The organism is Marisediminicola antarctica, assembly GCF_009930795.1.
GTDB lineage: Bacteria > Actinomycetota > Actinomycetes > Actinomycetales > Microbacteriaceae > Marisediminicola > Marisediminicola antarctica.
The window spans coordinates 2,743,989-2,767,460 of record NZ_CP017146.1; the positions used below are offsets into that span (position 1 = coordinate 2,743,989).

21 protein-coding genes, 1 tRNA gene and 3 pseudogenes are annotated in these 23,472 nt (G+C 65.3%); 4 read left to right on the forward strand and 21 right to left on the reverse strand.

What is annotated here, in order from left to right:
* The 15 genes and pseudogenes from BHD05_RS15980 to BHD05_RS12785 all read right to left on the reverse strand — a co-directional run.
* On the reverse strand, window positions 1–294 hold the full coding sequence (locus BHD05_RS15980) for an FAD-binding oxidoreductase (RefSeq protein ID WP_236966541.1): 294 nt from the start codon (window positions 292–294) through the stop codon (window positions 1–3).
* Window positions 194–646: an FAD-binding oxidoreductase gene (locus BHD05_RS15985; RefSeq protein ID WP_236966542.1), complete on the reverse strand. Its 453-nt coding sequence runs from the start codon at window positions 644–646 to the stop codon at window positions 194–196. Before BHD05_RS15985 ends, BHD05_RS15980 begins: the two co-directional genes overlap by 101 nt.
* Before the next feature lie 40 nt (window positions 647–686).
* A complete protein-coding gene (locus BHD05_RS12725; RefSeq protein ID WP_161886761.1) occupies window positions 687–1,436 on the reverse strand; it encodes an SDR family NAD(P)-dependent oxidoreductase in 750 nt (249 codons plus the stop codon).
* Complete coding sequence (locus BHD05_RS12730) at window positions 1,433–2,308, reverse strand: fumarylacetoacetate hydrolase family protein (RefSeq protein ID WP_161886762.1); 876 nt, start codon at window positions 2,306–2,308, stop codon at window positions 1,433–1,435. Before BHD05_RS12730 ends, BHD05_RS12725 begins: the two co-directional genes overlap by 4 nt.
* Window positions 2,309–3,394 (reverse strand): mannonate dehydratase, encoded by a 1,086-nt coding sequence (locus tag BHD05_RS12735; RefSeq protein ID WP_161886763.1) that lies wholly within the window; start codon window positions 3,392–3,394, stop codon window positions 2,309–2,311.
* Window positions 3,391–4,206 (reverse strand): SDR family NAD(P)-dependent oxidoreductase, encoded by an 816-nt coding sequence (locus BHD05_RS12740; protein ID WP_161886764.1) that lies wholly within the window; start codon window positions 4,204–4,206, stop codon window positions 3,391–3,393. Before BHD05_RS12740 ends, BHD05_RS12735 begins: the two co-directional genes overlap by 4 nt.
* Complete coding sequence (locus BHD05_RS12745; protein WP_161886765.1) at window positions 4,203–5,189, reverse strand: DUF4432 family protein; 987 nt, start codon at window positions 5,187–5,189, stop codon at window positions 4,203–4,205. Before BHD05_RS12745 ends, BHD05_RS12740 begins: the two co-directional genes overlap by 4 nt.
* Window positions 5,186–6,049, reverse strand: a complete 864-nt coding sequence (locus BHD05_RS12750) for a carbohydrate ABC transporter permease (protein WP_202614220.1) — start codon at window positions 6,047–6,049, stop codon at window positions 5,186–5,188. The genes BHD05_RS12745 and BHD05_RS12750 overlap by 4 nt, the downstream gene beginning before the upstream one ends.
* Window positions 6,046–7,002, reverse strand: a complete 957-nt coding sequence (locus BHD05_RS12755; RefSeq protein WP_161886766.1) for a carbohydrate ABC transporter permease — start codon at window positions 7,000–7,002, stop codon at window positions 6,046–6,048. Before BHD05_RS12755 ends, BHD05_RS12750 begins: the two co-directional genes overlap by 4 nt.
* Window positions 7,002–8,372, reverse strand: coding sequence for an ABC transporter substrate-binding protein (locus BHD05_RS12760; RefSeq protein WP_161886767.1), 1,371 nt, complete (start codon window positions 8,370–8,372; stop codon window positions 7,002–7,004). The genes BHD05_RS12755 and BHD05_RS12760 overlap by 1 nt, the downstream gene beginning before the upstream one ends.
* A gap of 105 nt (window positions 8,373–8,477) precedes the next feature.
* Window positions 8,478–9,251 carry an IclR family transcriptional regulator gene (locus BHD05_RS12765; RefSeq protein WP_161886768.1) on the reverse strand — a complete coding sequence of 258 codons (774 nt, stop codon included), beginning with the start codon at window positions 9,249–9,251 and terminating at the stop codon, window positions 8,478–8,480.
* Complete coding sequence (locus BHD05_RS12770) at window positions 9,244–10,170, reverse strand: NAD-dependent epimerase/dehydratase family protein (protein ID WP_161886769.1); 927 nt, start codon at window positions 10,168–10,170, stop codon at window positions 9,244–9,246. The genes BHD05_RS12765 and BHD05_RS12770 overlap by 8 nt, the downstream gene beginning before the upstream one ends.
* 13 nt (window positions 10,171–10,183) lie before the next feature.
* Complete coding sequence (locus tag BHD05_RS12775; RefSeq protein ID WP_202614221.1) at window positions 10,184–11,341, reverse strand: enolase C-terminal domain-like protein; 1,158 nt, start codon at window positions 11,339–11,341, stop codon at window positions 10,184–10,186.
* 339 nt (window positions 11,342–11,680) lie between these two features.
* Complete coding sequence (locus tag BHD05_RS16195; protein ID WP_161887537.1) at window positions 11,681–11,797, reverse strand: LPXTG cell wall anchor domain-containing protein; 117 nt, start codon at window positions 11,795–11,797, stop codon at window positions 11,681–11,683.
* Between the two features lie 4 nt (window positions 11,798–11,801).
* Window positions 11,802–11,987 (reverse strand): annotated as a pseudogene (locus BHD05_RS12785) (sulfate permease); the annotation flags it as partial.
* Between the two features lie 186 nt (window positions 11,988–12,173).
* Between BHD05_RS12785 and BHD05_RS12790 the strand changes: the two are divergent.
* The 3 genes and pseudogenes from BHD05_RS12790 to BHD05_RS15990 all read left to right on the forward strand — a co-directional run bounded on the left by BHD05_RS12790 (window position 12,174) and on the right by BHD05_RS15990 (window position 14,825).
* The gene (locus tag BHD05_RS12790) at window positions 12,174–13,181 is read left to right on the forward strand and encodes a DNA-processing protein DprA (protein ID WP_236966543.1); all 1,008 of its coding nucleotides are present in this window, start codon (window positions 12,174–12,176) and stop codon (window positions 13,179–13,181) included.
* Window positions 13,182–13,288: 107 nt separating this feature from the next.
* Window positions 13,289–13,609, forward strand: a complete 321-nt coding sequence (locus BHD05_RS12795) for a helix-turn-helix transcriptional regulator (protein WP_161886771.1) — start codon at window positions 13,289–13,291, stop codon at window positions 13,607–13,609.
* A 370-nt stretch (window positions 13,610–13,979) separates the two neighbouring features.
* Window positions 13,980–14,825 (forward strand): annotated as a pseudogene (locus tag BHD05_RS15990) (tyrosine-type recombinase/integrase).
* Window positions 14,826–15,021: 196 nt separating this feature from the next.
* Here the strand turns inward: BHD05_RS15990 and BHD05_RS12805 are convergent.
* Window positions 15,022–15,095 (reverse strand) — tRNA-Pro (locus BHD05_RS12805).
* A gap of 423 nt (window positions 15,096–15,518) precedes the next feature.
* Between BHD05_RS12805 and BHD05_RS12810 the strand changes: the two are divergent.
* Window positions 15,519–16,207 (forward strand): annotated as a pseudogene (locus BHD05_RS12810) (SDR family oxidoreductase).
* A gap of 116 nt (window positions 16,208–16,323) precedes the next feature.
* Here BHD05_RS12810 and BHD05_RS12815 read toward each other — a convergent pair.
* The 5 genes from BHD05_RS12815 to der form a co-directional block, all read right to left on the reverse strand.
* Window positions 16,324–16,482 (reverse strand): hypothetical protein, encoded by a 159-nt coding sequence (locus BHD05_RS12815; protein WP_161886772.1) that lies wholly within the window; start codon window positions 16,480–16,482, stop codon window positions 16,324–16,326.
* A gap of 145 nt (window positions 16,483–16,627) precedes the next feature.
* The gene (locus BHD05_RS12820; protein WP_161886773.1) at window positions 16,628–18,211 is read right to left on the reverse strand and encodes a chitinase; all 1,584 of its coding nucleotides are present in this window, start codon (window positions 18,209–18,211) and stop codon (window positions 16,628–16,630) included.
* The gene (locus BHD05_RS12825) at window positions 18,208–20,514 is read right to left on the reverse strand and encodes a glycosyltransferase family 2 protein (protein WP_161886774.1); all 2,307 of its coding nucleotides are present in this window, start codon (window positions 20,512–20,514) and stop codon (window positions 18,208–18,210) included. Before BHD05_RS12825 ends, BHD05_RS12820 begins: the two co-directional genes overlap by 4 nt.
* 223 nt (window positions 20,515–20,737) lie before the next feature.
* Window positions 20,738–21,577: a glycosyltransferase family protein gene (locus BHD05_RS12830; protein ID WP_161886775.1), complete on the reverse strand. Its 840-nt coding sequence runs from the start codon at window positions 21,575–21,577 to the stop codon at window positions 20,738–20,740.
* A gap of 355 nt (window positions 21,578–21,932) precedes the next feature.
* Window positions 21,933–23,456 carry a ribosome biogenesis GTPase Der gene (gene der / locus BHD05_RS12835; protein WP_161886776.1) on the reverse strand — a complete coding sequence of 508 codons (1,524 nt, stop codon included), beginning with the start codon at window positions 23,454–23,456 and terminating at the stop codon, window positions 21,933–21,935.
* Window positions 23,457–23,472 lie beyond the last annotated feature (16 nt).

Below are 23,472 nucleotides of genomic sequence, written 5' to 3' on the forward strand. Positions count from 1 at the left end.
TCAGAATCTCTTCGCGTAGGCCGGCAAGCCGGTGCCACAACGCCGGTGCCACAACGCCGGTTCCGCTACCCTGAGCCGCCTATCCGCGTCCGGCTCCGAAGTGTCGACGACCGTTCCGCTGGGGAGAACAATGACCGCAGACTGCAGTGTCTCGTACGTATTCTGAGCGGTCCCGCATGCCATACCACTGGAGTTATTGGCGACGACCCCGCCAATCGTGCACGCGATCTCGCTTGCGGGATCCGGCCCCAGTTTTCGGCCGTGCCGCAGCAGTCGCGAGTTGACTTGGCGCACTGTGGCACCGGGGCCCAACGCGCGCGACGTGACCGTCGGCCAGCACCTCGACATGGCGAAAGTACTTGCGCGTGTCCACGAGGATGTTCGCAGTTGAGGCTTGACCCGAAAGACTCGTGCCGCCCGATCGGAAGGTCAGAGCTTCGCCCTGCGCCGTGGCGAACGCGAACAGCTCAGCGATCTCCGCCACCGACTTCGGAGTGACTACCGCGCGCGGAGTCAGCAGGTAGTGCGATGCGTCAACAGCCGTGATGACGCGGTCGAAAGCGCTCGCCGAAACCGTGGTATCCGTGGCTTCGGAAATGGAGCGCGCAAGTGCGGACTCGCTCGTAATCGAGCCTGTACGGCTCACGGCTCACCCCTCCTCCCAGATCTCCGCTCAAGCGCGATCATCAGCCTGCAACTGGGACGCGGACCCCAGCCATACCCCCGTCAACCAGCAGAAGAGTGCCCGTGGTGGACATCGATTGGGGGTTCGCGAGGAAGACGATGGAGGTAGCGACCTCCTCCGCGGTCACAAGGCGGCCCATGGGTTGCCTGCGCCGCAGCGACTCGGCGGCGCCTTCTGCGTCAGCGGAGTCTGCAAGAAGACGAGACACCCATGGCGTGTCGGCCGTGCCTGGCAGAACAGCGTTAACCCGGATTCCGTCGCTCAAGTGATCGGCCGCCATCGCGAGGGTGAGCGAGAGGACCGCACCCTTCGTCGCCGAGTAGAGGGCGCGCTGGGGTACCCCGATTTTCGCGACGACCGACGACGTATTGACGATCGCCGCGCGGGACGATCGCTTCAGAAAGGGGAGCGCAGCGCGAGTAACGCGCGCGATCCCCAACACGTTGACGTCGAACACGTTCCGCCACTCGTCGTCGGAGTTGGCCGCGATGTCTCCGACCGCACCGATGCCGGCATTGTTGATGAGCACGTCGATTCCGCCGAGCTCCTCTGCCACCTCGGCGACCGCGCGGTCGACGGAGTCCCGGTCGACCAAGTCGCAGACCTTGTAGCTAAGCCTCGGATCGGCGCCCACCATGCGATCCAAAACGGCCACTCGTGCGCCGGCCTCGTGGAGCATGACTGCCGTGGCAGCACCGATCCCGCTCGATCCGCCCGTGACGATTGCGACAATACCTTCGAAGCCAGTCACTTCTTCACCCCATCTTCCCTGTCGAAGCTCACCACGTGTTGCTTCTGCGTTCCGAGCCCGTCGATGCCGAGCGTCATGACGTCGCCCGGTCGCAGGTAAGTCGGCGGCGTCATCCCGAGGCCGACTCCGGGCGGCGTGCCTGTGTTGATGAGATCGCCCGGTTCGAGCACCATGAACTGACTCAGGTAGTGAACGATGTAGTGCGGCGAGAACACCATCGTTCCGGTCGACCCGGTCTGGCGACGATCGCCGTTAACGTCGAGCCACATGCCCAGCGCGAGCGGATCCGTAATCTCGTCAGCGGTGACCAGCCAGGGGCCGCAGGGGTTGAACGTCTCAGCCGACTTGCCCTTCATCCACTGGCCTTCGCGCTCCAGCTGGAATTCCCTCTCGCTCACATCGTTCGAGATGACATACCCCGCGATGTGCGCCTCGGCCTCAGCCTCTGACGAGAGGTAGCGGGTGCGCTTGCCGATCACGATTCCGAGCTCGACCTCCCAATCGGTCTTGCTCGAGTTCTTCGGTATGCGCACATCGTCGTTCGGACCGATCAGGGTGTTGGGAGACTTCGAGAAAATAATCGGCTCAGACGGAACGGACGCTCCGGACTCCGCCGCATGGTCAGAGAAATTAAGCCCGACGCAGATGATCTGGTGCGGTCGCGTTATCGGCGCCCCGATGCGCTCCGCGTCGAAGCGGCGGATGTCGCGGCGCCCGATCTTCTCCTGCATAAGTGCTGCGGCGCGCGCCATCCCATCCGCGAAGAAGGACTCGTCAACGTCCCCCAACTCCGCCAGGTCAAGGTACTCCGAGTCGTTGAGGCGAGCGACCGGCCGTTCGTGGCCGCGCTCGCCTATTCGCATTAGGTACATTCAGTCGTCTCTTCCTCGTGGCACTTCGCTGTACTGGGTCGTGGTGGTGGGGAGCAACGGCTTCCCGGAAATGGCATGCTGCAGGCCGCGGATATAACCGAGCGCGAAGAGCCGGCCGAGCGTTCCGTAGCCGGGCTGGGCGTTATCTTCGCCGTACATCGTTGGAACATGGTCTGGGCGAACGGGGCCATCGAATCCGGCAGACTCGTACGCGCTCAGGCACGCGGCTAGATCGGTGGGGCCGTCGTCGTGGAACGTTTCCACAAAGTCGTCGGCGGTCCCCGCGACATCCCGCAAATGAACGAAGGCGATGGCGCCGCGCGCTCCGAATTCGGAGATCAGGGAGGGCAGGTCGTCGGTCATCAGTGCGAAGTTGCCTTGGCACAGGGTGATGGCGTTCGCCGGGCTGGGAGAGAGGTCGAGCACGCGGCGGAAGGAGTCAACAGAACTCATTATCCTGGGCACGCCACGAACCACGGGCAGCGGTGGGTCGTCAGGATGCAGCGCGAGCCGCACGCCCGCACTTTCCGCCACCGGGACGATCTCCGCGAGGAAATAGGCGAACGCACTCCACATATACTCCGCGCGCGCATCCGCTGCCCCATCGATCGCCGGCAACGACGACTCCTCGGCCCGCCGGAAACCGGTGACGAGGGCGCGGCCGCGGGAGCGCACCGTCGTGCTCGTTCGTGCCCAGCTGGAGAGCGCCATCCAGTTGTAACAGAGGGTGGTCACTCCGAGTCGTCCCATGGCCTCGATCTGGGCGGCGAGGTGATCGAGCTGCTCGTCGCGACCGGGCAGGCCCAGGCGAACCAGGTCGAGCGGAGGTGTGTCTTCGACCGCGACCACAGTGAGCTCGTGCTCCGCGTACAGCTCCAGATACCTGTGAATCGATGCTTCGCTCCAGGGCGCGGAATCCCCGCGGGAGACCGGTCGGAGCGGGTCGCCAGCTCCAACGGACTGGAACATCCGCTGGTCTTGCTCTCCCCCGTCGAGCAGCGTGACGACGGAGTCGACCCCGCACTGTTTCACGAGGCGCCAGAGCGCACTCGGCCGCGGCGAAAGCAGTTCGGTCAGGGTCATCATCGTGAACCCGCATCCGGCTCGGGAAGGGCCGCGGCCAACCGTGACAACAACCCGCCGTCGACGCGGACGTCGTCGCCACTGACGAAGCTCGCCCTCGGACTGGCAAGGAATGAGACGACCGCGCCAACCTCTGCCGGCGTGGCCACTCGCCCGAGCGGGTGGGCGGTGCCCCAGTTACGCACAAGTTTCTCGATGGCGTCGGGATCCTCGGTGAAACGGGCTGCGGCCGCCCGCAGCATTGGCGTGTCAACGGAGCCCGGACTGACGCTGTTCACTCGCACCCCGTGCGGTCCCTCGTCCACTGCCATTGCACGGGCGAGGGCGAGAAGTGCTCCCTTGCTCGCCGCGTAAGCCGGCACACCGGCCTGGCTCGCCGTTGCCTGCACGGAGGAGACGATGACCACGCTTCCGGTGGCGCTCATCCGGATGAACGGAAGGGCATAGTGGGCGGCGAGAAAAACGCCTGTCACGTTGGTGTCGAAGACCTCCGCCCATCCTTCCGCGCTCGTCTCCACGACGTCGCCGTACCACTGGATGCCCGCGGACGTCACGAGGGTGTCGAGACCGCCAAACTCATCGAGGGCCAGTTCAACCGCCCGTTCAGAGGTCTGCGCCAGCCCGATGGGGCCGGCCGTTGCGACAGCCCTGCGCCCGAACCGCCGAATCTCGTCGGCCACAGATTCGGCCTGATCGTGGACGAGGCCGTGAACGACAACGGACGCCCCTTGCTCCGCAAGCTCGGGCGCGACGCCCCTACCAATGCCGCTGGACCCGCCGGTGACGAGCGCGACGCGCCCCGCGTGCTCAGTCATCGCGTTCCGCTTTCGTCGAGGATTTCGATGGAGGTGGAGAGCGAGATCGCCTGTTGGGCGTCGAGAACGATCCCCGGCGTGCGTTGCGGCCCGCTCGTCGGTGTGCTCGACGGCTCGATCGCGATGGTGCGGGCACGTCCGAACCAGGGGAAGGTCGGGGTCGAGTTGAGTTCTTCCCACAGCCACGTGAAGGGGAGCTCCGCGGCGTCCCACGTGACCCGCGCCGCGATGCCCAGATCGTGGTTCGAGAGTTGCACCCATCGATCAGCGAAGTCGCTCAACCATCCGAACACCAGCGGGTTCGTGGCATCCCGACCGAGAACGCTCAGGTCAACCGGGTCCCGGTCGCCGAAGTCACCAGTCGGCCACGGTGTCCCCGAAGGGCCCGCGGCACCGAAGGTTTCCGGGTCGGGGTGGAATCTGCCGGCGCCGGTCGTCAGCCGCACGTCCCCCTCCAGGATCGGCCCGCCAAAGGCAGGGTGGCTGCAGTAGTCGAACTCCAGCCGCTGGTTGCTCAGATTCTGCAGCTCGTCAGAGACCGTAATCCTGGCGCCGTCGAGCGCAACGCTGCGCCTCACTCGGAGGGGTATGGTGAACAGCTCCGACTCGAGCGCGACGTTAGCGGACGAGCGCGAGGTAACCCGCCACGGTGCCGTAGACGTCTCGCCGTGGAATCCGACCTCGGCGCCACCGATGACCCGAGGGGCACCCGGGTTCGGGCAGATGATTTGCCAGCCACCCCGGTACTGCTCCATCCAGATGGAGGTCGAGTCGGTGCCCACGGGTGCCACGGCGCCCGCGCGTATCGAATCGGCGCGCTCGCGCCACGGGGTCGAGAAGAAAACGTCGATGCCGCTGGCCGCGTGGGTGAGCTCGAGGATGTCGGCGCCACGACCCGGATCGAGGCACGCGGTGATGCTCCCATTGGACAGGACGACCTCATCCGCTGATCCATTCGACGCCATCTGGCTGACCTCTCTCATCCCTTGACTGATCCCTGAAGCCCGTTGATGAAGTACCGCTGCAGCACCACAAAGAGCACGATGATCGGCACGACAATGAGCAGGGATGCCGCCATCACCTGGTTCCACTGCACAACGTTCGAGGAGAGCAGGGCCTGCAATCCGACCGGCAGTGGATACCGCGACGGGTCGTCGTTGGTGAGGGCGGGAAGCACATACTCGTTCCAGGCCGCGACGAAGTTCAGCACGGTTACGGTAATGAGCGCCGAGCGGGATAGCGGGAAATAGACCCGCCAGTAGATACCGAACGGCGAGCATCCGTCGAGGACCGCGGCCTCATGCAGTTCGTAGGGGATGCTCGAAAAGTAGGCACGCAGCAGGATGATCGCGATCGGCGCCGCGCCGTTGACTATCGGCAGCACGACCGCCCAGGGGGTTCCGAGAAGTCCGAGCTGCTGGTCCAGGATGACGATGGGCAACAGCACCGTCACGCCGGGCACGAACAGGGCCCCGACGAAGATCGCGAACAGCACGCGCTTGAACGGGAAGTCGAGCACCGCGAATGCATACCCCGCGAGCGGAAAAATGATGAGGATCAGCAGGCACGACAGGCCCGCAATGATCAGGCTGTTGACCAGGAGGGTCGGAAAGTCGAGCGCATTCCACGTGTCAACAAGAGTGTCGAACGTGGGATTGATGGGAATCGGCCACGGGTTGGTGAGCACCTCGGTGTTCGTCTTGAGAGAGCCCGACACCATCGTGAGAAACGGGTAAACCGAGAGCAGCGCGTACAGCGCGAAGGCGGCAATGGCCAGAACGGCGGCGACTCGACTGGCGAAGCGCTTCCGGGGCCTCGCCCGTCTGGTCTTTATCGTGGTCACTGCCTGCTCCTGAGGATTCTGAGGTTGATGACGGCGAGGACGATCGCGACAGCCGCGAGCATCCATCCGAGCGCGCTCGCGTAGCCCAGGTCGCTCGCCTGATCGAAGGCCAATTGGTAGGTGCGCAGGCTCAGCACCTGCGTGCTGTCGACGGGTCCGCCGTTTGTCATCAGCAGGAAGACCTGAAAGTTCTGCAGCGCTTCTCTCAGCTGGATGATGATCACGAGCGCCGTTATCGGATTGAGCAGGGGCAGAATCACCGACCGCAGAGTGCGAAAGGTGGATGCGCCGTCAACGCGAGCCGCCTCGACCACCGATTCAGGAATTGTCTGCAGTCCTGTCAGATAAAGCAGCATGGCAATCGGCACGTTCGCCCAAATGAGGACGAACAGAACCGCCGCGAGCGACGTGAACGGGTTGCCGAGAAAGCCGTCCCTCTGAACGAGGGAGGTCAGCCCAAGGCCCGACAGGATCGCGTTGAGAGACCCGTTGGGCTCGTAGACGAAACGCCAGGCGTAGAAAACGGCGATCCCGGTGGTGACATAGGGCAGGAAGTACACGGTTCTCAGTAGCGCCCGGAAACGACGAATCGAGTTCAGCAGAACGGCGAGGACGAGGCCGATTGCCGACACCGCGATGGGCAGCACAACCATGACCACGAGCGTGTTCTGGCTGGCGACGCGCACCGAGGTGGCGAGCGGAGGATTGGCGCCGAGCAGATCCAGATAGTTCTGGATGCCGGTCCAGGTCCAGTTCGGCGAGAAGCCATTCCACCGAGCGAAGCTCAACGAGAAGCCGTAGACGATGGTGTAAACCCCGAAGACGGCGAAGAGAGCGGCGGCCGGTGCGACGAAGAGAAGGCCGGTGAAGCGGCCACCCAGGCGGCGGGATGAAGCCCGCCGCCTGGGTGCCGGTGTTCCAGCGCTGGTAACGAGTGCGCGGGAACCGGACATTACTTGATCGCGGCCCAAGCAGCCGTGTAGAGCTCGGTCATTGCGGTTCCGAGGCCATCCGGGTCATCCGTCTTCGCTGGCAGGTTCGTCAGGAGCACCGAAGCGTCATGAAGAACCGTTCCAGCGGGCTGCGCCGAGAAGTCGTTCGGTGCGAAGGACTCGTCACCCGTCGTCGTCGCGATAACGGAGACCAGCTGCTTGAGCAGCGGGTCGGAAAGCTCCGACTCTGGGATCGCCGTGGCGGGCAGGTCGAGCGCGGTCGATGCGAAGAGCGCGGCACCTTCGACGCTGGTCAGGTACTTCAGGAAGCTGATCGCCTCGTCCTGGTGCTTGCTCGTGTTGGTGACAGCGCCGCTGATCAGCGGGCTGGCCGGGTAGGCGATCGACTTGATCTCGCCCTCTGCCGACGGCGGAACCGGGAAGACCGAAATGTCACTGGCGTCGACACCGAAGGTCGTCAGCGACGACAGGGTGAAGGTTCCACCGACATCCCACGCTGCTGAACCGTCAGCGAACGCCTGGTCTGCCTGGTCGATGCCGAGCGAGAGCACACCTGGCGCCCACAGCGGTGAGAGCTGGTCGTACAGCTTCAGCGTCTCAACGCTCTCGGCCGAGTCCCACGCGGGGGTCTGGTCGACCGAGTCGCGCCCGTAGAACGCGTCCTTGCCGAGGTAGGCGTATGCCATCGGGCGGTACAGCCAGAAGAGGCCGGTCTCGGGCACGGAAAGCCCGGTCACGAGTCCGCCCGTTGCGGCGTCCTTCTCGACCGTGGCGGTCATCGACTCAACCCACTCTTCCCAGGTCTTCGGAGGCGTGGACGAGTCAACGCCCGCCGCTTCGAGCAGGGACTTGCGAGCGAAAACGACGCCCGGGGTGCCGGCGAGGAAGGGAATCGAGTAGAAGTTGCCGGCCTTGAGATCCTTGAGCGTCGTGGTGGGATCGTCGCCCGAGTTGTCGATCTGGGTCTGCGTGAGGGCTGCGGCCTCGACGATGCCCGGCAGGAACTGGGTCTGCCAGTCTTCATCGAAGTTCTCACTGAGGTCCTTGATGATTCCCGCTTGCGCGAGCTTCCAGTCCTCGCCCTGGCTGTGGACCGAGAGCACGTCGGGAAGAGTGCCGGCTTTCGCAGCGCTCTGAATCTTCGTGGCGTAGGCATCGTCCGGGGTGTAGACGCTGACCTTCACCTTCATGTCGTTTTCGGCGCCCCACGCCTCGCCAACAGCTTCGAGGGCTTCGACCTCTGACTGCTTGAATGTCCAGACGGTGAGGGTTTCCTCGGATGAGGCGCCTCCACCGGTGCTGCACGCCGCGAGTGCGGAGATGGTGGCAAGCACGGTGATGGCTGCCACGGCTTTAAGTGATCGCTTCATTGCAACCTCGTTCATGTAGGGGAACGGTACTATTCCCTCGTGAATGCTATACAGCCCGAGGCGTCGGAGTCAACCCGCTGATTATTAATTCAGCAGTGTGAACGATTACACCGCGACGAGCGCGGCATCCCGGTCCTCGTACGACGCCACCGCACTCAGGAGCGTCGACACGACGTGCTTCTGGAACTCGGCATCCAGACGCGCGAGCGGCACCGAGCAGCTGATCGCATGGGTGCGTGGCCCGGTCGTGCCGAGAGCCGCCGCGAAGCACCGCACGCCCTCGGTGCTTTCCTGCTCGTCGATCGCGTAGCCGCGGGATCGCGTTGCCTGCAGGTCGGCCGCGAAGGCCTCGGTGTCCACTATCGTGTGCGGAGTCAGCTTCTTGAGTGGCAGAAGCAGGTGACTGCCGACGGCCTCCGGCGCGAGTTCGGCGAGGAGCACCTTCCCGAGTGCCGTCGCGTAGGCGGGAAGCCTCACGCCAACGCCGGAGACGAGCCTTAGGGAGTGGCGGGCGGCACGCTTCGCCAGATAGACGATGTCGGGGCCGTCGAGCGATCCGAGGTGGACGGTCTCTCCCAGTTCGAGCGACATCGTGTCGAGCATCTTCGCAGTCGCAGCGACGAAGCCGTCCCGTGCGAGATACGACGCCCCGACGGTGAGCGCGTGCGGGCCGATCCAATAGCGCATCCCGCTCTCATCAGGTTGAACCCAACCCCGAGTCTGCATGGTGCGTAGGAGTCCGTGGAGGCTGCTCTTCGGGATGCTGAGGGACTTCGCGATGTCGGCCAGCGACTGCGGCTCGGCAGTGGCCGCCAGGTGTTCGAGGATGCTCAGTGCGCGGTCCGCGGATTTCACCGAGCCTGTTGCATCATCAGCCATGAGATCCGTCCCTTTCAGTGGTCCCCACGGAAGAGTCCGGCGCGCTCGCGGGGTGGTGCACGAAGTGCCTTGCCGTAAAACCTATCTCCTCGGTCGCGCGCCGTGTTGAATACGGCTCGCGCTCCTGGTGGGCAGGTACGTCGTTGGAAAATTCGGGGTGCCACTCCCCCAACAGCTGGCTCAGCGGCGGATCGAGAAGCAGGTCCGGCGCAACGATGTTCATCGCCGTCCATCCCCGCACGGGCGCGGCGTTTACCGCGCGCAGCGCCAGCTCGCACGCCCTGGCCGCGTCACGCAGGTCTAGGTACGCCCACAGTTCTTTCGCCGACTGAGCGGCCTGATCGGGCTTCGTCTCGGCCGCGAGCTTGGTCGCCTCGATGATCTCCATGGTTTGCGTAAACGGAAACCTCAGCGACGCTATCGACATATTCCACCGACGCGAGGCCATCCGAGCGATTGCTTCGTCGGTTTCCTTGCTGAGTGAATACCCCTCGGTCGGTCGAAGGGAGTGCTCCTCGGTGATGGGCACTTCGAGCGGGCTCATGAGCTCCGCCGACCACGCCATCCCGAGAATGGAGATGCTCGACGCGACAACCGCGGAGCGGACCCCAGCGGACCCGGCCGCTTCCAGCACCGCGATGGTCATCAGGGAGTTCGCAATCAGGAGCTCGCGGGCAGTGCGGCCGCCCGGGTGCGGCACCGCCGCCAGGTGCAGGACGGAGTCGACTCCGCCCATCAGCGTCTCCAGAAGCTCAACGTCTCCGGCATCCCCGACGACCTCCCGGAGTCCCGGGACGTTCTCCGGCGACAGCTGTGACGGGCTCCGCAGAATCGACACGACGTCGTGCCCGCTCTCCAGCAGGTGCGCGACGGCCGCGCGCCCGATGAGTCCGGCTCCGCCGGTTACGAGTAATCGCATGGTAGCTCCGTCGCTATGGTCGGGCGACGGATCCGTCGCGGTGGCGCAGAAGCGCCCACGAGTCGTACGTCAGGGGCGCCGCGATCTCGTACTTGCGCGCCTCGTGTTCGTCGAAGCCGACGCCCAGACCGACTGCCTCCGAGATTTCGTACGCACCATTCTTGATGACGGGTGCGCCCGGGAAAACGTCACGAACGGCATCCGAATATTTTGTCGACTCCTGGATGCCGAAAGCGCGCGAGGAGACGTCTACGGCGAGGGCGGCCGCGTGCCCGATCGGCGAGATGTCGCCGGGCCCGTGGATCGCTGTGCGGACCCCCATGAGTTCGCACAGTACGGCGAGCTTCACCGTCGGCGTGAGTCCCCCGATTGCCCCCATGCGGATGCGCGCGAAATCGATCAGCCTGTTCGTGATCAGCGGGATGAACGTGCGCATGTCAGAGAACACCTCACCGACCGCCTGGGGCGTGGTGGAGTGGGCGCGGAGTTCGCGGTACCAGTCCAGATCCTCGGGAGCGATGGCATCCTCAAGGAAGTACAGACGGAACGGGTCGAGAGCCTCCGCAAGTCGGATTGCCTCCGAGACGGTGACCCTCTCGTGCACGTCATGGAGCAATTCGACATCCCAGCCGACCGCGTCTCGCACCGCCTCAAACAGGCTCGGGATGGCACGGAGGTAGGGGCTCGACATCCAGAAAGCGTCTCGCGAGCGCGCAAGCTCGGCTATCGACCCCGCGTCGGAGGGGGCGTGAGTTCCGTACGTGTCGGCGCCCTTGATCGCTACCTGGCACCGAACGTATTCGTAGCCCTCTTCGATGAACTGCTGCACAGAATCGACGACTTCGCTGTTGTCGGCTCCGTCGGCGTGCCCGTAGACGCTGACCGTCGTGCGCGCCCGGCCCCCCAGCAGCTGGAAAACCGGGAGCCCGGCGATCTTTCCCTTGAGGTCCCACAGCGCGATATCGATGCCCGCCAGTGCGTTGTTCTCGATCGCTCCGCCACGCCAGTACGGGCTGAGGGAAAGCAGGTGTGACAGGTCGTCAATGTCGAGGACGTCGCGCCCGATGATCATTGGCGCCAGATACTCGTCGAGAACCTGCTTGATGGCGAGGGGGCGCTGGGGGCTGCTCGCGCAGCCGTAACCGACGAGGCCCGGCTGATTCGTCTCCACCCGGACGATCAGAAGAGGAGCACCCGCGGGTGCTGTCAGGAAGCTTGTGACCCCCGTAATACGGGTGCGGTCACCTGTCCGCGACCACGGCGCGGATGCCAATACCGTCATGAGCACCGCCGTCGACTGGGTTGATTCATGTCTGTGACTGCGAAATCGTCCATGTGAACATTGTAGGGCGTTCAGGCCGTCATGCTACCCCGACAGTGGATTGCTCTCCCGAGTTTTCGAAGATGCCTGCCGCCGCGCCCCGAATCCGGGGACAGGAGACGTCATCAGGTTCGCGCGTTCTGAGTCCAGCACGGCCGTCGCACACGATTAACCGAGCCCAGGGTGGGGCTAGTGCGGCGTCACGCGCTTCCGACGCGCTACGAGTGCCGCGAACCCTGCCAGCCCGAGGATGCCCGCAAGCGCGATCCCATCAGCGGGTGACGTGCCTGTCTCACTGAGGCGCAGACGCTCCCCCGTCGATCAGAGCTGTGCAGATGCTCGCGGCGAAGAGATACGGGATGGCGAGGAGCATGGCGGGCAGGCCCCACTTGAGCCCGCGGCGGGTGCGAATCGCGTCGAGCAGGATGTTGGTGGGCATGTACCTGCGCATGAAGTTGCGGAGGTGGATGCTGATAACCCAGATCATTCGAAGCATGACAACGGTCCTCTCATGGTTCAGCAACGTTGAACCTTGGAGGACTGCCTGGGGCCGTCATGCCATCGCGCGGGCGATGGCGAACATTGAGTGTGTCGCCTGGTTTCAAGGGTACGCCGAACCAACGACATAGGAAAGGGCGGTGCTGCGCACCTGCACGGTGATGACTGGCTGTGAAGGAGCCCGATGATGACTTCCCTCTCTTCCCTCGGACACGACGAGCGGAGCGCGCGTACCGTCCTCTCGCTCGTGGCTGCACCGAATGATCCGTCGACCGGTCGTCTCCTTGGCCGAGTCGGTGCCGTAGAACTGCTCCGCCTCGCTGATGCTGACGGCGCGGTGCCCGGCCTCGACCAAATCGCAGCGGCAGTATGGCGCGAACGCTTACACGCTGTGAGCAGCGCCGACACCTTAGCCACACAGATGGCGACCTTCGAGCGACAAGGCCTCCGGGTCCTGATTCCGGGTGAGAAGGATTGGCCAGTCGCCCTCAACGACCTCGGAGCACGCACACCATATGCACTTTGGACGCGTGGCGAGACTGCGCTGCTGGCCAAGCCTCTCGCCGACCGCATCACGCTGACCGGTGCACGCGCCTCCACCGCGTATGGGGACCACATGGCGATTGAACTCGCCAGCGACCTCGCGCTCAGTGGCCGTGTCGTTGTCGCTGGCGGCGCGTTCGGCATCGAAGCAGTCGCACACCAGTCGGCGTTGGCGACCGGTGGAAGAACGATTGCAGTCCTCGCGGGTGGGGTCGATCGCGCATACCCTGCCGGACACGCGGATCTGTTTGCGCGTATTGAGCAACAAGGTCTCCTCGTTTCTGAAGTCGCTCCTGGCGTAACGCCAACACGGCAGCGCTTTCTCGATCGTGGCCGGATTATGGCCGCGCTTTCCTCGACGACGGTGATCGTTGAGGCGGGGGCGCGGTCAGGATCGCTGCGTGTCGCCAACGAAGCCGTCAAACTTGGACGCGCTGTGGGCGCGGTTCCTGGCCCCGTGACGAGTGCCGCCAGCTATGGCTCCAACATCCTTATTCAAGACAGACGCGCCCGTTTGCTCACAGGTTCCGAAGACGTTCTTCGGCTCGCCGACGAGGACAAGAGCAACGACCACAACGCAGAGCTGTCACGAGCATTTCGCATCGCTGCAGCGTGTGATCGTCGCACACCCGATTCACGCGGCCTGTAATCGCTCATCTTCCTCAGCGCGGCCTGTTGACGGTACGAGCGCGTACCGGCACGACTGGGCAGCGGTCAGAGCACCCGCCCCTCCGAAGTCCGCTCAGACGGCTCACGATGGGACTGCACACCCTTGGCCGCGGCGTTCATCCGGCGGATCTCGGTGAGTGCGGCTTCGGCCCTCGCGTGATCGACTCGCTGCGCCGTGGCCTCGGGTCGGTGAGCAACGCGGCCGAAGCGGCGGCGCCAGTCTCGCCATTGCTGGATAGCCGAGAGGTCGCCTCGTACCTGAAGGTCTCCGAATCGACGTTGTCTCGATGGCGCTCCGCGGAGTCCGGGCCACCATTCATCAAGCTCGGCGGTATCGCCCGATACCGGCTCGAAGCAATTGACGAATGGCTGCAGAACTTAGAGCCGCACCATGGCCCGCCCAACTGAGCCGATGCCGGAGTCCTCACCCCGGCCGGTACCGCCGATCGGGGTGAGGATCTCCGCCGACATGGAACGACGTTCCTACGGAATTCGAGCGCGGGCACGCTGGACTGATCCGCTCACCAGGCGGCGCGTGATCCGTACCGAGATCGTGAAAGACGAGGCAACCGCACGCGCATTCTTCGACACGCTCCGGAACTCTTCGGTCAAGGGGATGGACGTATCCATGACGCTCCTGGAGTTCTTCACCTCGATCGACGACCGATGGGCACGCGGCCTCGATATGACTTCTACCGGAGACAACTACCGCTACGGTCTTCGACTACGGGTGCTCCCGGCACTCGGTCATCTGCCCGTAACGCAGATCACCGCTGGAATGATCGACCGCACGATCGATGACTGGGAGAAGCAGTACGGCGCATCGACGATCAAGAACACCATCGCCCCTCTCGTGCGGGTGCTCGACGAAGCCGTTCGTGACGGCCTGATCACAATCAATCCCGCCAAGCACCGCGCGAAGCGGAGTCTCCATCGAAACGCCTTCCGAATCCAACCCGCCGAAGACGCTGCCCCGCGCGCACACGCGATCCCTGACCTCCAGAAGCTGAACCAACTCGCCTCCGCCTGCGGCGCCGTCCATCAGTCCTATTCAGACTTCGTGATGCTCGCCGCCCTGCTGGCAGCTCGCTCTTCAGAAGTCTCCGGTCTTCAAGTTGGAGACGTGAACTTCGACAAGAACCTCGTCATCATCAGACGGCAAGTCTTCCCCGGCAGAGGTGGCCTCATCACCAAGCCGACCAAGAGCCGCAAAGAACGTCGCGTGCCAATTCTCGACCCACTCCGACCAATCCTGAAGCGACTCTGCGCGTTCAAACAGTCGGACGCACCACTACTCATCGGTCCACGCGGCGGTTTCCTCACGACGGCCACCGTTCGCGACGCCACCAGCTGGGACCAAGTTGTTGCCGACCTCAGCCTGCCCAACCTCACCCGACACGGCCTCCGACACACCGGCGCCACCTAGCTCGCCGACGCCGGGGTCCCTCTCCACGTCCTCCAGGAGATCCTCGGACACGCATCGATCGAGACCACTCGCGGCTACCTCCACCCCGATGACCGCCACCTCGCCTCCGCCGCGGAACAGGCCAACGCATTCCTCGCCAGAGACGCTCGTCCGAACTCATCGAGACGACCGCGGCAAGGCACGGGACGCGGACTGTGAACGGCCCAGACGTGGGTTTTCACCGTTCTGGTCCCCTTTTGGTCCCCTCATCCACAGACAGGGCATCGCGGCGGATTCTGTTATCCACAGGTCGACCGCGTGTACCGGCCGAGGGGGACCAGAGGGGGACCAGCGAAAACCGTCCACAGAAACAACAAATCCCTGATGAAAATTGCTTCTCATCAAGGATTTTACGTCGGGCTGACAGGATTTGAACCTGCGACCCCTTGACCCCCAGTCAAGTGCGCTACCAAGCTGCGCCACAGCCCGTGGCATCGATTTTCAGTTGTTCGGGCCGACCGAAGAGTGGTAAACCACTTAACCCCCAGTCAGGTGCGCTACCAAGGTGCGCTACAGCCCGTTATTTAGTTTTTGCCTCAAAAACGCTGTTTTGCGCTTCCAACCCACTTGACCCCCAGTCAAGTGCGCTATCAAGCTGCGCCACAGCCCGTGACTTGTGCTGCATTTGGTCAGTTCAGACCAACCGCGGCACCAGAAAGAGCTTACCCGTTCGCGCAGGGCCGCACGAACCATGCCGCTGCCAGCCGCCACTTATTCGACATCCGCGGACTACGCGGGCGAAATCCAGGCTGGCGTTTCGCTGGCCCTGCTTCCCATCCACACGAAATCAGGAGGACTCTCATGGCACGTGTCAATGGAAGAGTCGCACTCATCAGTAGTGGAGCACGCGGCATGGGCGCATCCCATGTTCGTCTGCTCGTGGAGGAAGGCGCCCTGGTCGTCGTCGGCGATATTCTCGATGACGAGGGTGCCGAGCTGGCCGCCGAACTGGGCGACAGCGTGCGGTTTGTGCACCTCGACGTGACGAAGATCGACGACTGGGACGCCGCCGTCGCGGTCGCTGTCGCTGCCTTCGGCGGGCTCGACATTCTGGTCAACAATGCGGGTATCGCTAACTTCGGCCCCATCGAGGACTACACGATCGAGGCGTGGAACACCATCATCGCAATCAACCTCACGGGGGTGTTCCTTGGCATCAAAGCTGCGGTGCCGGCGATAACGAAGTCGAAGGCCGGGTCGATCATCAACATTTCCTCCACAGCCGGCATCCAAGGCTACGAGGCGCTGCCCGGATACACGGCCACGAAGTTCGCGTGCGCGGCCTGACCAAGTCGGTCGCACTCGATCTCGGCAAGCACAACGTGCGGGTCAACTCGGTGCATCCCGGAGTGATCAAGACACCGATGACCGAGGGGATCGACCAGGCCCAGAATCACGTCGCGCTGCACCGCGCGGGCGAACCGGACGAGGTCTCGAACCTCATCCTGTTCCTCGCCAGCGACGAGTCGAGCTTCTCGACCGGCGCCGAGTTCATCGCCGACGGCGGCGAAACCGCAGGGCTCTCGCACTACACCAGTTGATACCGCCCGGCGGCCGGCGCACCACGCGCTGGCCTGCGGCTTCTCGACGACACCCGGCTCGAGGCCATCACCGTCACGGGACGCTGCCGCGAGGCCGGAGTGCACCGCACGACGTTCTACGGCCACCACCGCGACGTTGTCGGCTTCGCGGCATCCGTGTTCATGGACGAACTCGACGCGATCGCGCGGGTGGAGATCGACGCGCACACCTCGCTCGCCCCGCTGGCGATCAGCGACGCCTGTACCGAGTCGCTGACGCGAATGCTCGAGCACATCGCACACGAGCGCAGGAGCGCAGGAGCGCACGACCTACCGCGCCCTCTTCGCCTCCCCCGTCGGCTCGGGCTTCCACGGCGGCAGCCTCGTAGCGGCTCCGGCGGCAGGACACCAGGATCTCGCCGGGCAACGGCCCCTCTGGAACTACTGCTCGAGCGCGTCGAGGATTGCACCGACCTCGGACTCGGCGAGCGGCGCCCACGGCGCGCCGTCGGGATTCGATGAGGCAGCCTCGGGGCTCTCCCCCTCGTTCCACCACTTGGACTCGAACGGCACTCCGTCGAAGAGCACCCGGTCACCCTTTTCATAGATGGTCGGGCCCTCCCACTCGGGATAAGTACCCTTCGGCAGGGTCGGCATCTCGAAAGGGGTCTCCCCCGGCAACACCGGGCCAATGAGGGTCCACGGTGTTTCCCACTCGTTGAGCACCGGGTTGTCGGGCAGCTCGCCCCGGGTCCACCATTTGGCCTGGTACACGGAGCGGTGCCAGACAATTTTGGTGCCCTCAAGGTATGAGGCCTCGGGAGCCCAGATGGCATACGGGCTCGTGGCGGGGTCGTCGACAATCTCCTCGAGCGTGTCCGCGGTGGTCACGGCGCCAGCCGAGCCGTCCGGCCGCCCGTCAAAGCCCTCCCCAAGCAGGTCGACGAATCGCACGTCGCCCTGATCGATGCCGCTGCACGAGTCGGACACGCGCTTCAGATCGACGTAGTTCGACCCGCAGCTCTGGTCGCGGTTGAGCGACCAGAGCGACATGCGTCCGATTCGCTGTTCGAGCGCGAAGGCGTTGAACTCCTCCGCATCCGCTAGCCCGAACACCTCGCCGGGTACGTCGTTCTGGCCGATCATCGGGGTGGCGCCGATCTTGGTCCAGAGGGATGCCGGCGACAGCTCGATCCCGGCGCGCGAGTAGAGCGCGCCGAGCTGGCGGTGGGTCGACTGGAGCGCCTGGATGGATGCCATCGCCATGCTGTCTCCGTCGGTGCGGCTGGAGCCGTAGTCCATCGTCATGACGTTGACCCCGGCGAGGTCCACGCCCGCGTCGAGCATCTGGCTGACGGCAGTCGTGCCGTACTCGGTGAGCCCGGACGGCGCGACCGGCAGGGTGAGCCAGACGGCGAGGTCGTCGCCCGCGCTGCGCCTCTCGACCTGGAGGGTGTGGATCGCCTCGGCGCGCCGCTCCCCCGCCGACGTGTTCGTGAGGTTGCCCGCTTCGATGTCGAGGTCGATCGTCGTGATCTCGTAACGGTCGACCACCGAGGCGTAGGCGTCGACGAGGTCGTTCACATTGGTGCATCCGGTCGCGAGTTCGTCGTTCAGGAGCCCACCGAACGACACGGTGATCTGCCCGCCGAGCTGATCGAGTCGCGCAAGCCGACGGTCGAGATCGAGCGCGTGCGACGCCTCCTCGAGCGTGTACCCGGTACCCCAGGTGGGCTCGCACGCGTCGTCTTTCGCGGCGACGATGAACGACAGGACAACGTCCCGGCCCGCGTCGGATGCGGGTGCCTCGAACGCGAACGTCGGGGTGGCGGTCACGTCGACGTAGCCGGCGAACCAGGGCTCGTGATCCTCGACGGCCTGCGCGGCGCTCCACCACTGCCAGCCGACGAATCCGCCTGAGGCGAGGAGGCCGACGAGCGCGACCGAGAGGACTACTCGCAGCGCGGAGAGGCGACGGCGCGGCGCCACCGGCTGCGTCGATGCGGCGCTCGTGGCGGCGCTCACGCGTTGCTCGTCACTTGACGCGACGCAGTCTCGCGCGACGGAATGGTGTGAGTGGGCTGCGGCACCGTGGCGCCGTCGTGCCCGTGGTAGATGACGGCCCGCCAGTCCATCGCGGGCAGCGCCTCAGCGACCGGACGGACCGACTTCGCCCGCGGCTTCTTCTCCACCCAAAGCCAACTGGTCATGCCGAGCCAGATGTCGACGAGCGAGTTCCAGACGCCGATTGTGGCGAGGATCGCGGCCGTCGCGAGCACTGCGTTGAACCCAGCGAACGCGGCATTGCCCCAGTTCTGCGCGAGCACGTCGCGCCACAGGGTGAGCGCGGAGAACGCCACAATGAGGTACGGCGCGACCACGTAGAGCACGGGCGCCGCGGTGCGGTTCTTCACCTTAGGGGTGCGGACGAAGGGGATCTTCTTGCTTGTCAGTGCCTGCTCGAGCGACTTCAGCACACCCGCCAGGTTGACCGGCAGCAGCACGAGGTTGAAGCCGTAGATGCGGAAGATGTCGCTGAACCGGTAGCCGCAGTAGCGCAGGTCGCTGCCCATCGCGAGAAAGTACGGCAGCGCGGCCAGCACGACGACGGGGCTGAGCAGCCGGCTGTCGTAGGGGTAGACGAGCAGGAAGACCAGGCCGAAGCTCGCCCAGCTGATTGATGTCATGTAGTTGACGCGCAGGAGCATCTCGATGAGGCTCACCGACTCGCCGGCACGCTTGCGGGCGCGAACCTGGCGCCACAGCTTGGGCAGGATGAGGAGGCCTCCGTTGGCCCAGCGGCGACGCTGCACAACGAGGGATCCGAAGTCCGGCGGCGTCGCGCTGTAGCTGAGCCGCTCGGGGTAGTTGACGAGGGTCCAGCCATGCGCGCCGAGGTCGATGCTCGACTCCGTGTCTTCGATGACCGTGCGGTCCTGCACATAGCGGCGCACCTCGAATCCGCCGACGGTCTCGACCTCGACGATGTCCTCGAGGGCTCGTTTGCGGATGACTGCGTTGGCGCCGACCCAGAAGGTCGCGCCGTAGTGCGACATGCCCTGGTGCAGGATGTGCTGGATGTCGGTAGTCGCCCCGGCGAGACGCTCGATGCGGGTGGGCGCACCTCGGAACGAGGAGTACGGCGTCTGAGTGACGGCGACGCGGGCGTTGTCGGGCTGCTCGAGGAAGTAGACCAGGCGCAGGCAGTAGTCGCGCAGCAGCAGCGAGTCGGCGTCGAGGGTCAGCAGGTACTCCGAGTCCGGCACGACGAAGTCGGCATTCGCGGATGCGGGGACGGGGCGCAGAATGGTGCCATCCGGTCCCTCCTCGCGCTGGAAGCGTCCACCCATCAGTCCGATGTAAGCGTTGAGGTTCATTGCCTTGTTGGTCTCGTGCGAGAGCGACGCGAAACGCTTGCGCTCGAAGGTCTCCATCTCGGCGGTGAACGTCCAGGCGAGGCGGCGGTGGAGCTCGAGCATCCGGTCCGGGGTGGGGGTGGCTCCCTCGTCGGCGGCGGCGTCGAGGGCCGTGGCCATGAGCGTCAGCTCGCTTGCCAGCTCGCCCAGAACCTGCTCGACAAAGAAGGTGTCGACGTGGTCGGTGACGTCTTCGGCTTCGGCCATTCCGGTGAGCCAGGCGGTCGCCCAGCGGTAGCTCTCGGCAAGCTCGCGCACCGCGCCGATCCCGATGGTGTCGCTCTCGGCGACAGCGATCTCGCAAATCAGCAGCTCGTCCGTGAACCGCTCTCGCGGCTCGGCGAGAGCGTGCGCGATGGTGTTCGCGATGGCCCGGGACTCGGTCAGACGTGCGGCGACGGCGGCATCGCTCGGATAGGGCGGGTCGTCGAGCAGCAGTACGACGCGCAGGGACGGGTACTCCTGCAGTGCCGCCGACCAGAGGGTCGCGCGCACGACGGCGGGCTCCTCCGCATATGAGGGCACGAGCACCGTCATCGAGCCGTGGGTGGTCGCGAAGTGGGCGTCGAGCTCCGCTCGGGGCACCCGAACATGGTCGCGGAATCGCTGCAGAGCGCCCTGGCGGGCCACGAGGTACATCAGCGCGGAGAAGGTGAGGAAGGTCACCACCACGAGGTAGGAGATCGCCTCGGTGGTGAAGCGGAAGCTTTCGGTCCCGTTATTGAGGAATTGGCGCACCACGGTGTAGATCAGGTACGCGAACCACGCCAGCACCGTCGCGACGATGGCGAGGCGGCCCCAGGTGATCTTGGCATCACTGGGCCTGTCGTGCACGGATGGGAGCGGCTGGGTGGTGCGTTCCGCCCCCCACTGGCGTTTGCGGGCGCGCGAAGGCAGGGTCGTCGAAGGCATAGGGGCTGGTCCTCGGGTAAGGCCGGCGGCTCAGGATCTCGGGGGCGCCGGGGATTTCGGGTCATCCACGCCGCAACGGAGTTTCGGGTTCCAGGGAGGGCGTCATCGAGATTTCCTTAGAATATCGACTCTTCAACACTATCGACGAGCGAGCGCGAAAGGGGGGTTAGTGAAAAATCCCCGTGTCCCCAAATAGGGGGACACGGGGATTCGAGAAATCGACTCAGGCCTGCGGCTGCCGCGACTTCGTTCGACGAAAGTCGAGCTCGAAGGTGTCGAGGTCGGCGGAGAAGGTCCAGGCCAGTCGCTGGTGCAGCTCCAGCATCCGTTCGGCGGGCGGCACACGACGCTCGTCAGCGATCGCGACGTGAAGCGAACGGGTCAGCCGGGAGAGCTCGTGGGCGGTGTCGTCGAGCACCTTCGCTGCGGCGTCGCCGCCGGCGGCCCGCTCCTCGGCTGCCTCCGCTGCCAGGCGCTTGATGGCGAAGCGGTAGCTCTCGGCGAGCTCGCGCACAGCCTCGGGGGCGATGACGCTCGACTCGGCGAGACGGATCTCGCACGCGAGGAGTTCGTCGCGAAATCGCCTGCTGGGTTCGGCGAGCACGAGCGCCACACGGTCGGTGATGGTGCGCGACTCGCCCAGCCGCGCCGCGATGTGGGCCTCGAGCGGACGGGGCGGGTCATCGAGCAGGAGCACGACCCGCAGCTTGGGGTACTCCTGCAGCGCTGCGGCCCACACGGTCGCCCGCACGTCGGGCACCTCCTCGGTGTAGGGCGGCACGAGCACCGTCATCGACCCCTCCCTGGTGGCGAAGTGGCTCTCGAGCCGGGCCGGGGCGCGCCGACGGCCGTGCTGGCGGACCGCCGATTGCCGCGCGAGCAGGTACATGACCAGGGCGAAGGCGAAGAACGTCATCACGATGAGATAGGAGATCGAATCGGATGTCGCCGCGCCGGTCGCCACCAGCGGAACGACGAAGGAGGGGATCAGGTAGGCGAGCCAGGCGAGAACGGTCACGGCGATCGCAACACGGATCCAGAGAGTGGATGACGTGGAAGTCATGGGGGCGTCCTCGGGTAAGGCCGGACGATGCGAGCGGGTGGATTCGCATCGGTAGTTCGGGTCGGTCAGGACGCGCGCGACGATCCGAATTGTCGCGCAGCATCCCGAACGCATGACGTCCGTATTCGGGTAGGACACGGTCGTCGATGCGTGTGCCGACACGCTCTCAGGGTCTGGTGGGAGTGCGCGGGCGTTCGATCTGATGGTAATGCACAGCACGGGTACTTCGGGTGCCCGGCGGTGGCGGGCCGAAAATTCGGGTTTCGGCCTTGTCTAACGGTAGGTCACGGAGGGTTTCTGGAAACTCCCCCAAGCGGGGGCCACACGCCCGGCGTACGCCGACCCGCGAGGTGCGCTAGTTGCGCTTGCGCTTCTCGCGCACGCGCATGTTCACATTGATCGGGCTTCCCTCGAAGCCGAAGATCTCACGCAGGCGCCGCGTGATGAACCGGCGGTAGCCGGGGTCGAGGAAGCCGGTGGTGAACAGCACGAAGGTCGGCGGGCGGATCGCGGCCTGGGTGCCGAACAGGATGCGCGGCTGCTTGCCGCTGCGCACGGGGTGCGGGTGCTCGGCGGCGAGCTCGGCGACGAGCGCGTTGAACTTGCCGGTCGGGATGCGGGTGTCCCAGGACTGCAGGGCGAGCTCGAGGGCGGGGACGAGCTTCTCGAGGTGCCGGCCGGTGCGGGCGGAGATGTTCACGCGCGGGGCCCACGCGACGTGCGCGAGGTCCTGCTCGATCTCCCGCTCGAGGTATCGGCGGCGGTCGTCGTCGAGCATGTCCCACTTGTTGAAGGCGAGTACGAGGGCGCGGCCGGATTCGAGCACGAGGTCGATGATTCGCACATCCTGCTCGCTGATCACTTCGCTCACGTCGAGTACGACGATTGCGACCTCGGCCTTCTCGAGCGCGGCGCTCGTGCGCAGGGAGGCGTAGAAGTCGGCGCCCTGGGCCAGGTTCATGCGACGGCGGATGCCGGCGGTGTCGATGAAGCGCCAAACCTTGCCGGCGATCTCGACCTGCTCGTCGACGGGGTCGCGTGTGGTGCCGGCCATCTCGTTGACGACGACCCTCTCCTCGCCAACGGCCTTGTTGAGCAGGCTCGACTTGCCGACGTTGGGGCGACCGAGGATAGCGACGCGCCGGGGTCCGCCAACCTCCTGCTTGGCGACGGCCGAGATCTCGGGCAGCACGGTGAGCACGTGGTCGAGCAGGTCGGCCACTCCCCTGCCGTGCAGCGCCGAGACGGGCCACGGCTCGCCGAGGCCGAGGCTCCACAGGACGGCGGCCTCCGGCTCCTGGCGCGCGTCATCGACCTTGTTGGCGACGAGGATGACGGGTTTGTTCGACGCGCGCAGCATCCGCACGACATGCTCGTCGGTCGAGGTGGCGCCGACCATCGCGTCGACGACGAACAGCACGGCGTCGGCGAGGTCCACGGCCACCTCGGCCTGCGCAGCGACGGAGGCGTTGATGCCGCGCGCATCGGGCTCCCAGCCGCCCGTGTCGACGAGGGTGAAGCTGCGGTCGACCCACTCGGCGCGGTAGGTCACGCGGTCGCGAGTGACGCCGGGGGTGTCCTGCACGACGGCCTCGCGGCGGCCGAGGATGCGGTTGATGAGCGCCGACTTGCCGACATTCGGTCGACCGACGACGGCCAGCACGGGCAGCGCGGGGAGGTAGGTGATCGCCTCGGGATCGTCGCCGACGCTCTGAAGCATGTCGAGGTCTTCGGCCTCGAGGTCGTAGTCGTCGAGCCCGGCGCGCAGGGTGTTGGCGCGCTGCAGTGCCTCGGCTTCGTCGATCGCCGCAATGCGCTTGGCGAGCTGTTCGTCCATCTCGGGGTAATTGTCCCGGTCGGCGTTGTCGTGGTCGGCCATTAGTTAATCCTTTTAG

Bases quoted from the DNA above. Each gene is read 5' to 3' on its own strand.
- BHD05_RS12730 (WP_161886762.1), bottom strand. From the start codon at position 2,308: ATGTACCTAATGCGAATAGGCGAGCGCGGCCACGAACGGCCGGTCGCT.
- BHD05_RS12735 (WP_161886763.1), bottom strand. From the start codon at position 3,394: ATGATGACCCTGACCGAACTGCTTTCGCCGCGGCCGAGTGCGCTCTGG.
- BHD05_RS12740 (WP_161886764.1), bottom strand. From the start codon at position 4,206: ATGACTGAGCACGCGGGGCGCGTCGCGCTCGTCACCGGCGGGTCCAGC.
- BHD05_RS12745 (WP_161886765.1), bottom strand. From the start codon at position 5,189: ATGAGAGAGGTCAGCCAGATGGCGTCGAATGGATCAGCGGATGAGGTC.
- BHD05_RS12755 (WP_161886766.1), bottom strand. From the start codon at position 7,002: ATGTCCGGTTCCCGCGCACTCGTTACCAGCGCTGGAACACCGGCACCC.
- BHD05_RS12760 (WP_161886767.1), bottom strand. From the start codon at position 8,372: ATGAAGCGATCACTTAAAGCCGTGGCAGCCATCACCGTGCTTGCCACC.
- BHD05_RS12765 (WP_161886768.1), bottom strand. From the start codon at position 9,251: ATGGCTGATGATGCAACAGGCTCGGTGAAATCCGCGGACCGCGCACTG.
- BHD05_RS12770 (WP_161886769.1), bottom strand. From the start codon at position 10,170: ATGCGATTACTCGTAACCGGCGGAGCCGGACTCATCGGGCGCGCGGCC.
- BHD05_RS12790 (WP_236966543.1), top strand. From the start codon at position 12,174: ATGATGACTTCCCTCTCTTCCCTCGGACACGACGAGCGGAGCGCGCGT.
- BHD05_RS12795 (WP_161886771.1), top strand. From the start codon at position 13,289: ATGGGACTGCACACCCTTGGCCGCGGCGTTCATCCGGCGGATCTCGGT.
- BHD05_RS12815 (WP_161886772.1), bottom strand. From the start codon at position 16,482: ATGTGCTCGAGCATTCGCGTCAGCGACTCGGTACAGGCGTCGCTGATC.
- BHD05_RS12825 (WP_161886774.1), bottom strand. From the start codon at position 20,514: ATGCCTTCGACGACCCTGCCTTCGCGCGCCCGCAAACGCCAGTGGGGG.
- BHD05_RS12830 (WP_161886775.1), bottom strand. From the start codon at position 21,577: ATGACTTCCACGTCATCCACTCTCTGGATCCGTGTTGCGATCGCCGTG.
- der (WP_161886776.1), bottom strand. From the start codon at position 23,456: ATGGCCGACCACGACAACGCCGACCGGGACAATTACCCCGAGATGGAC.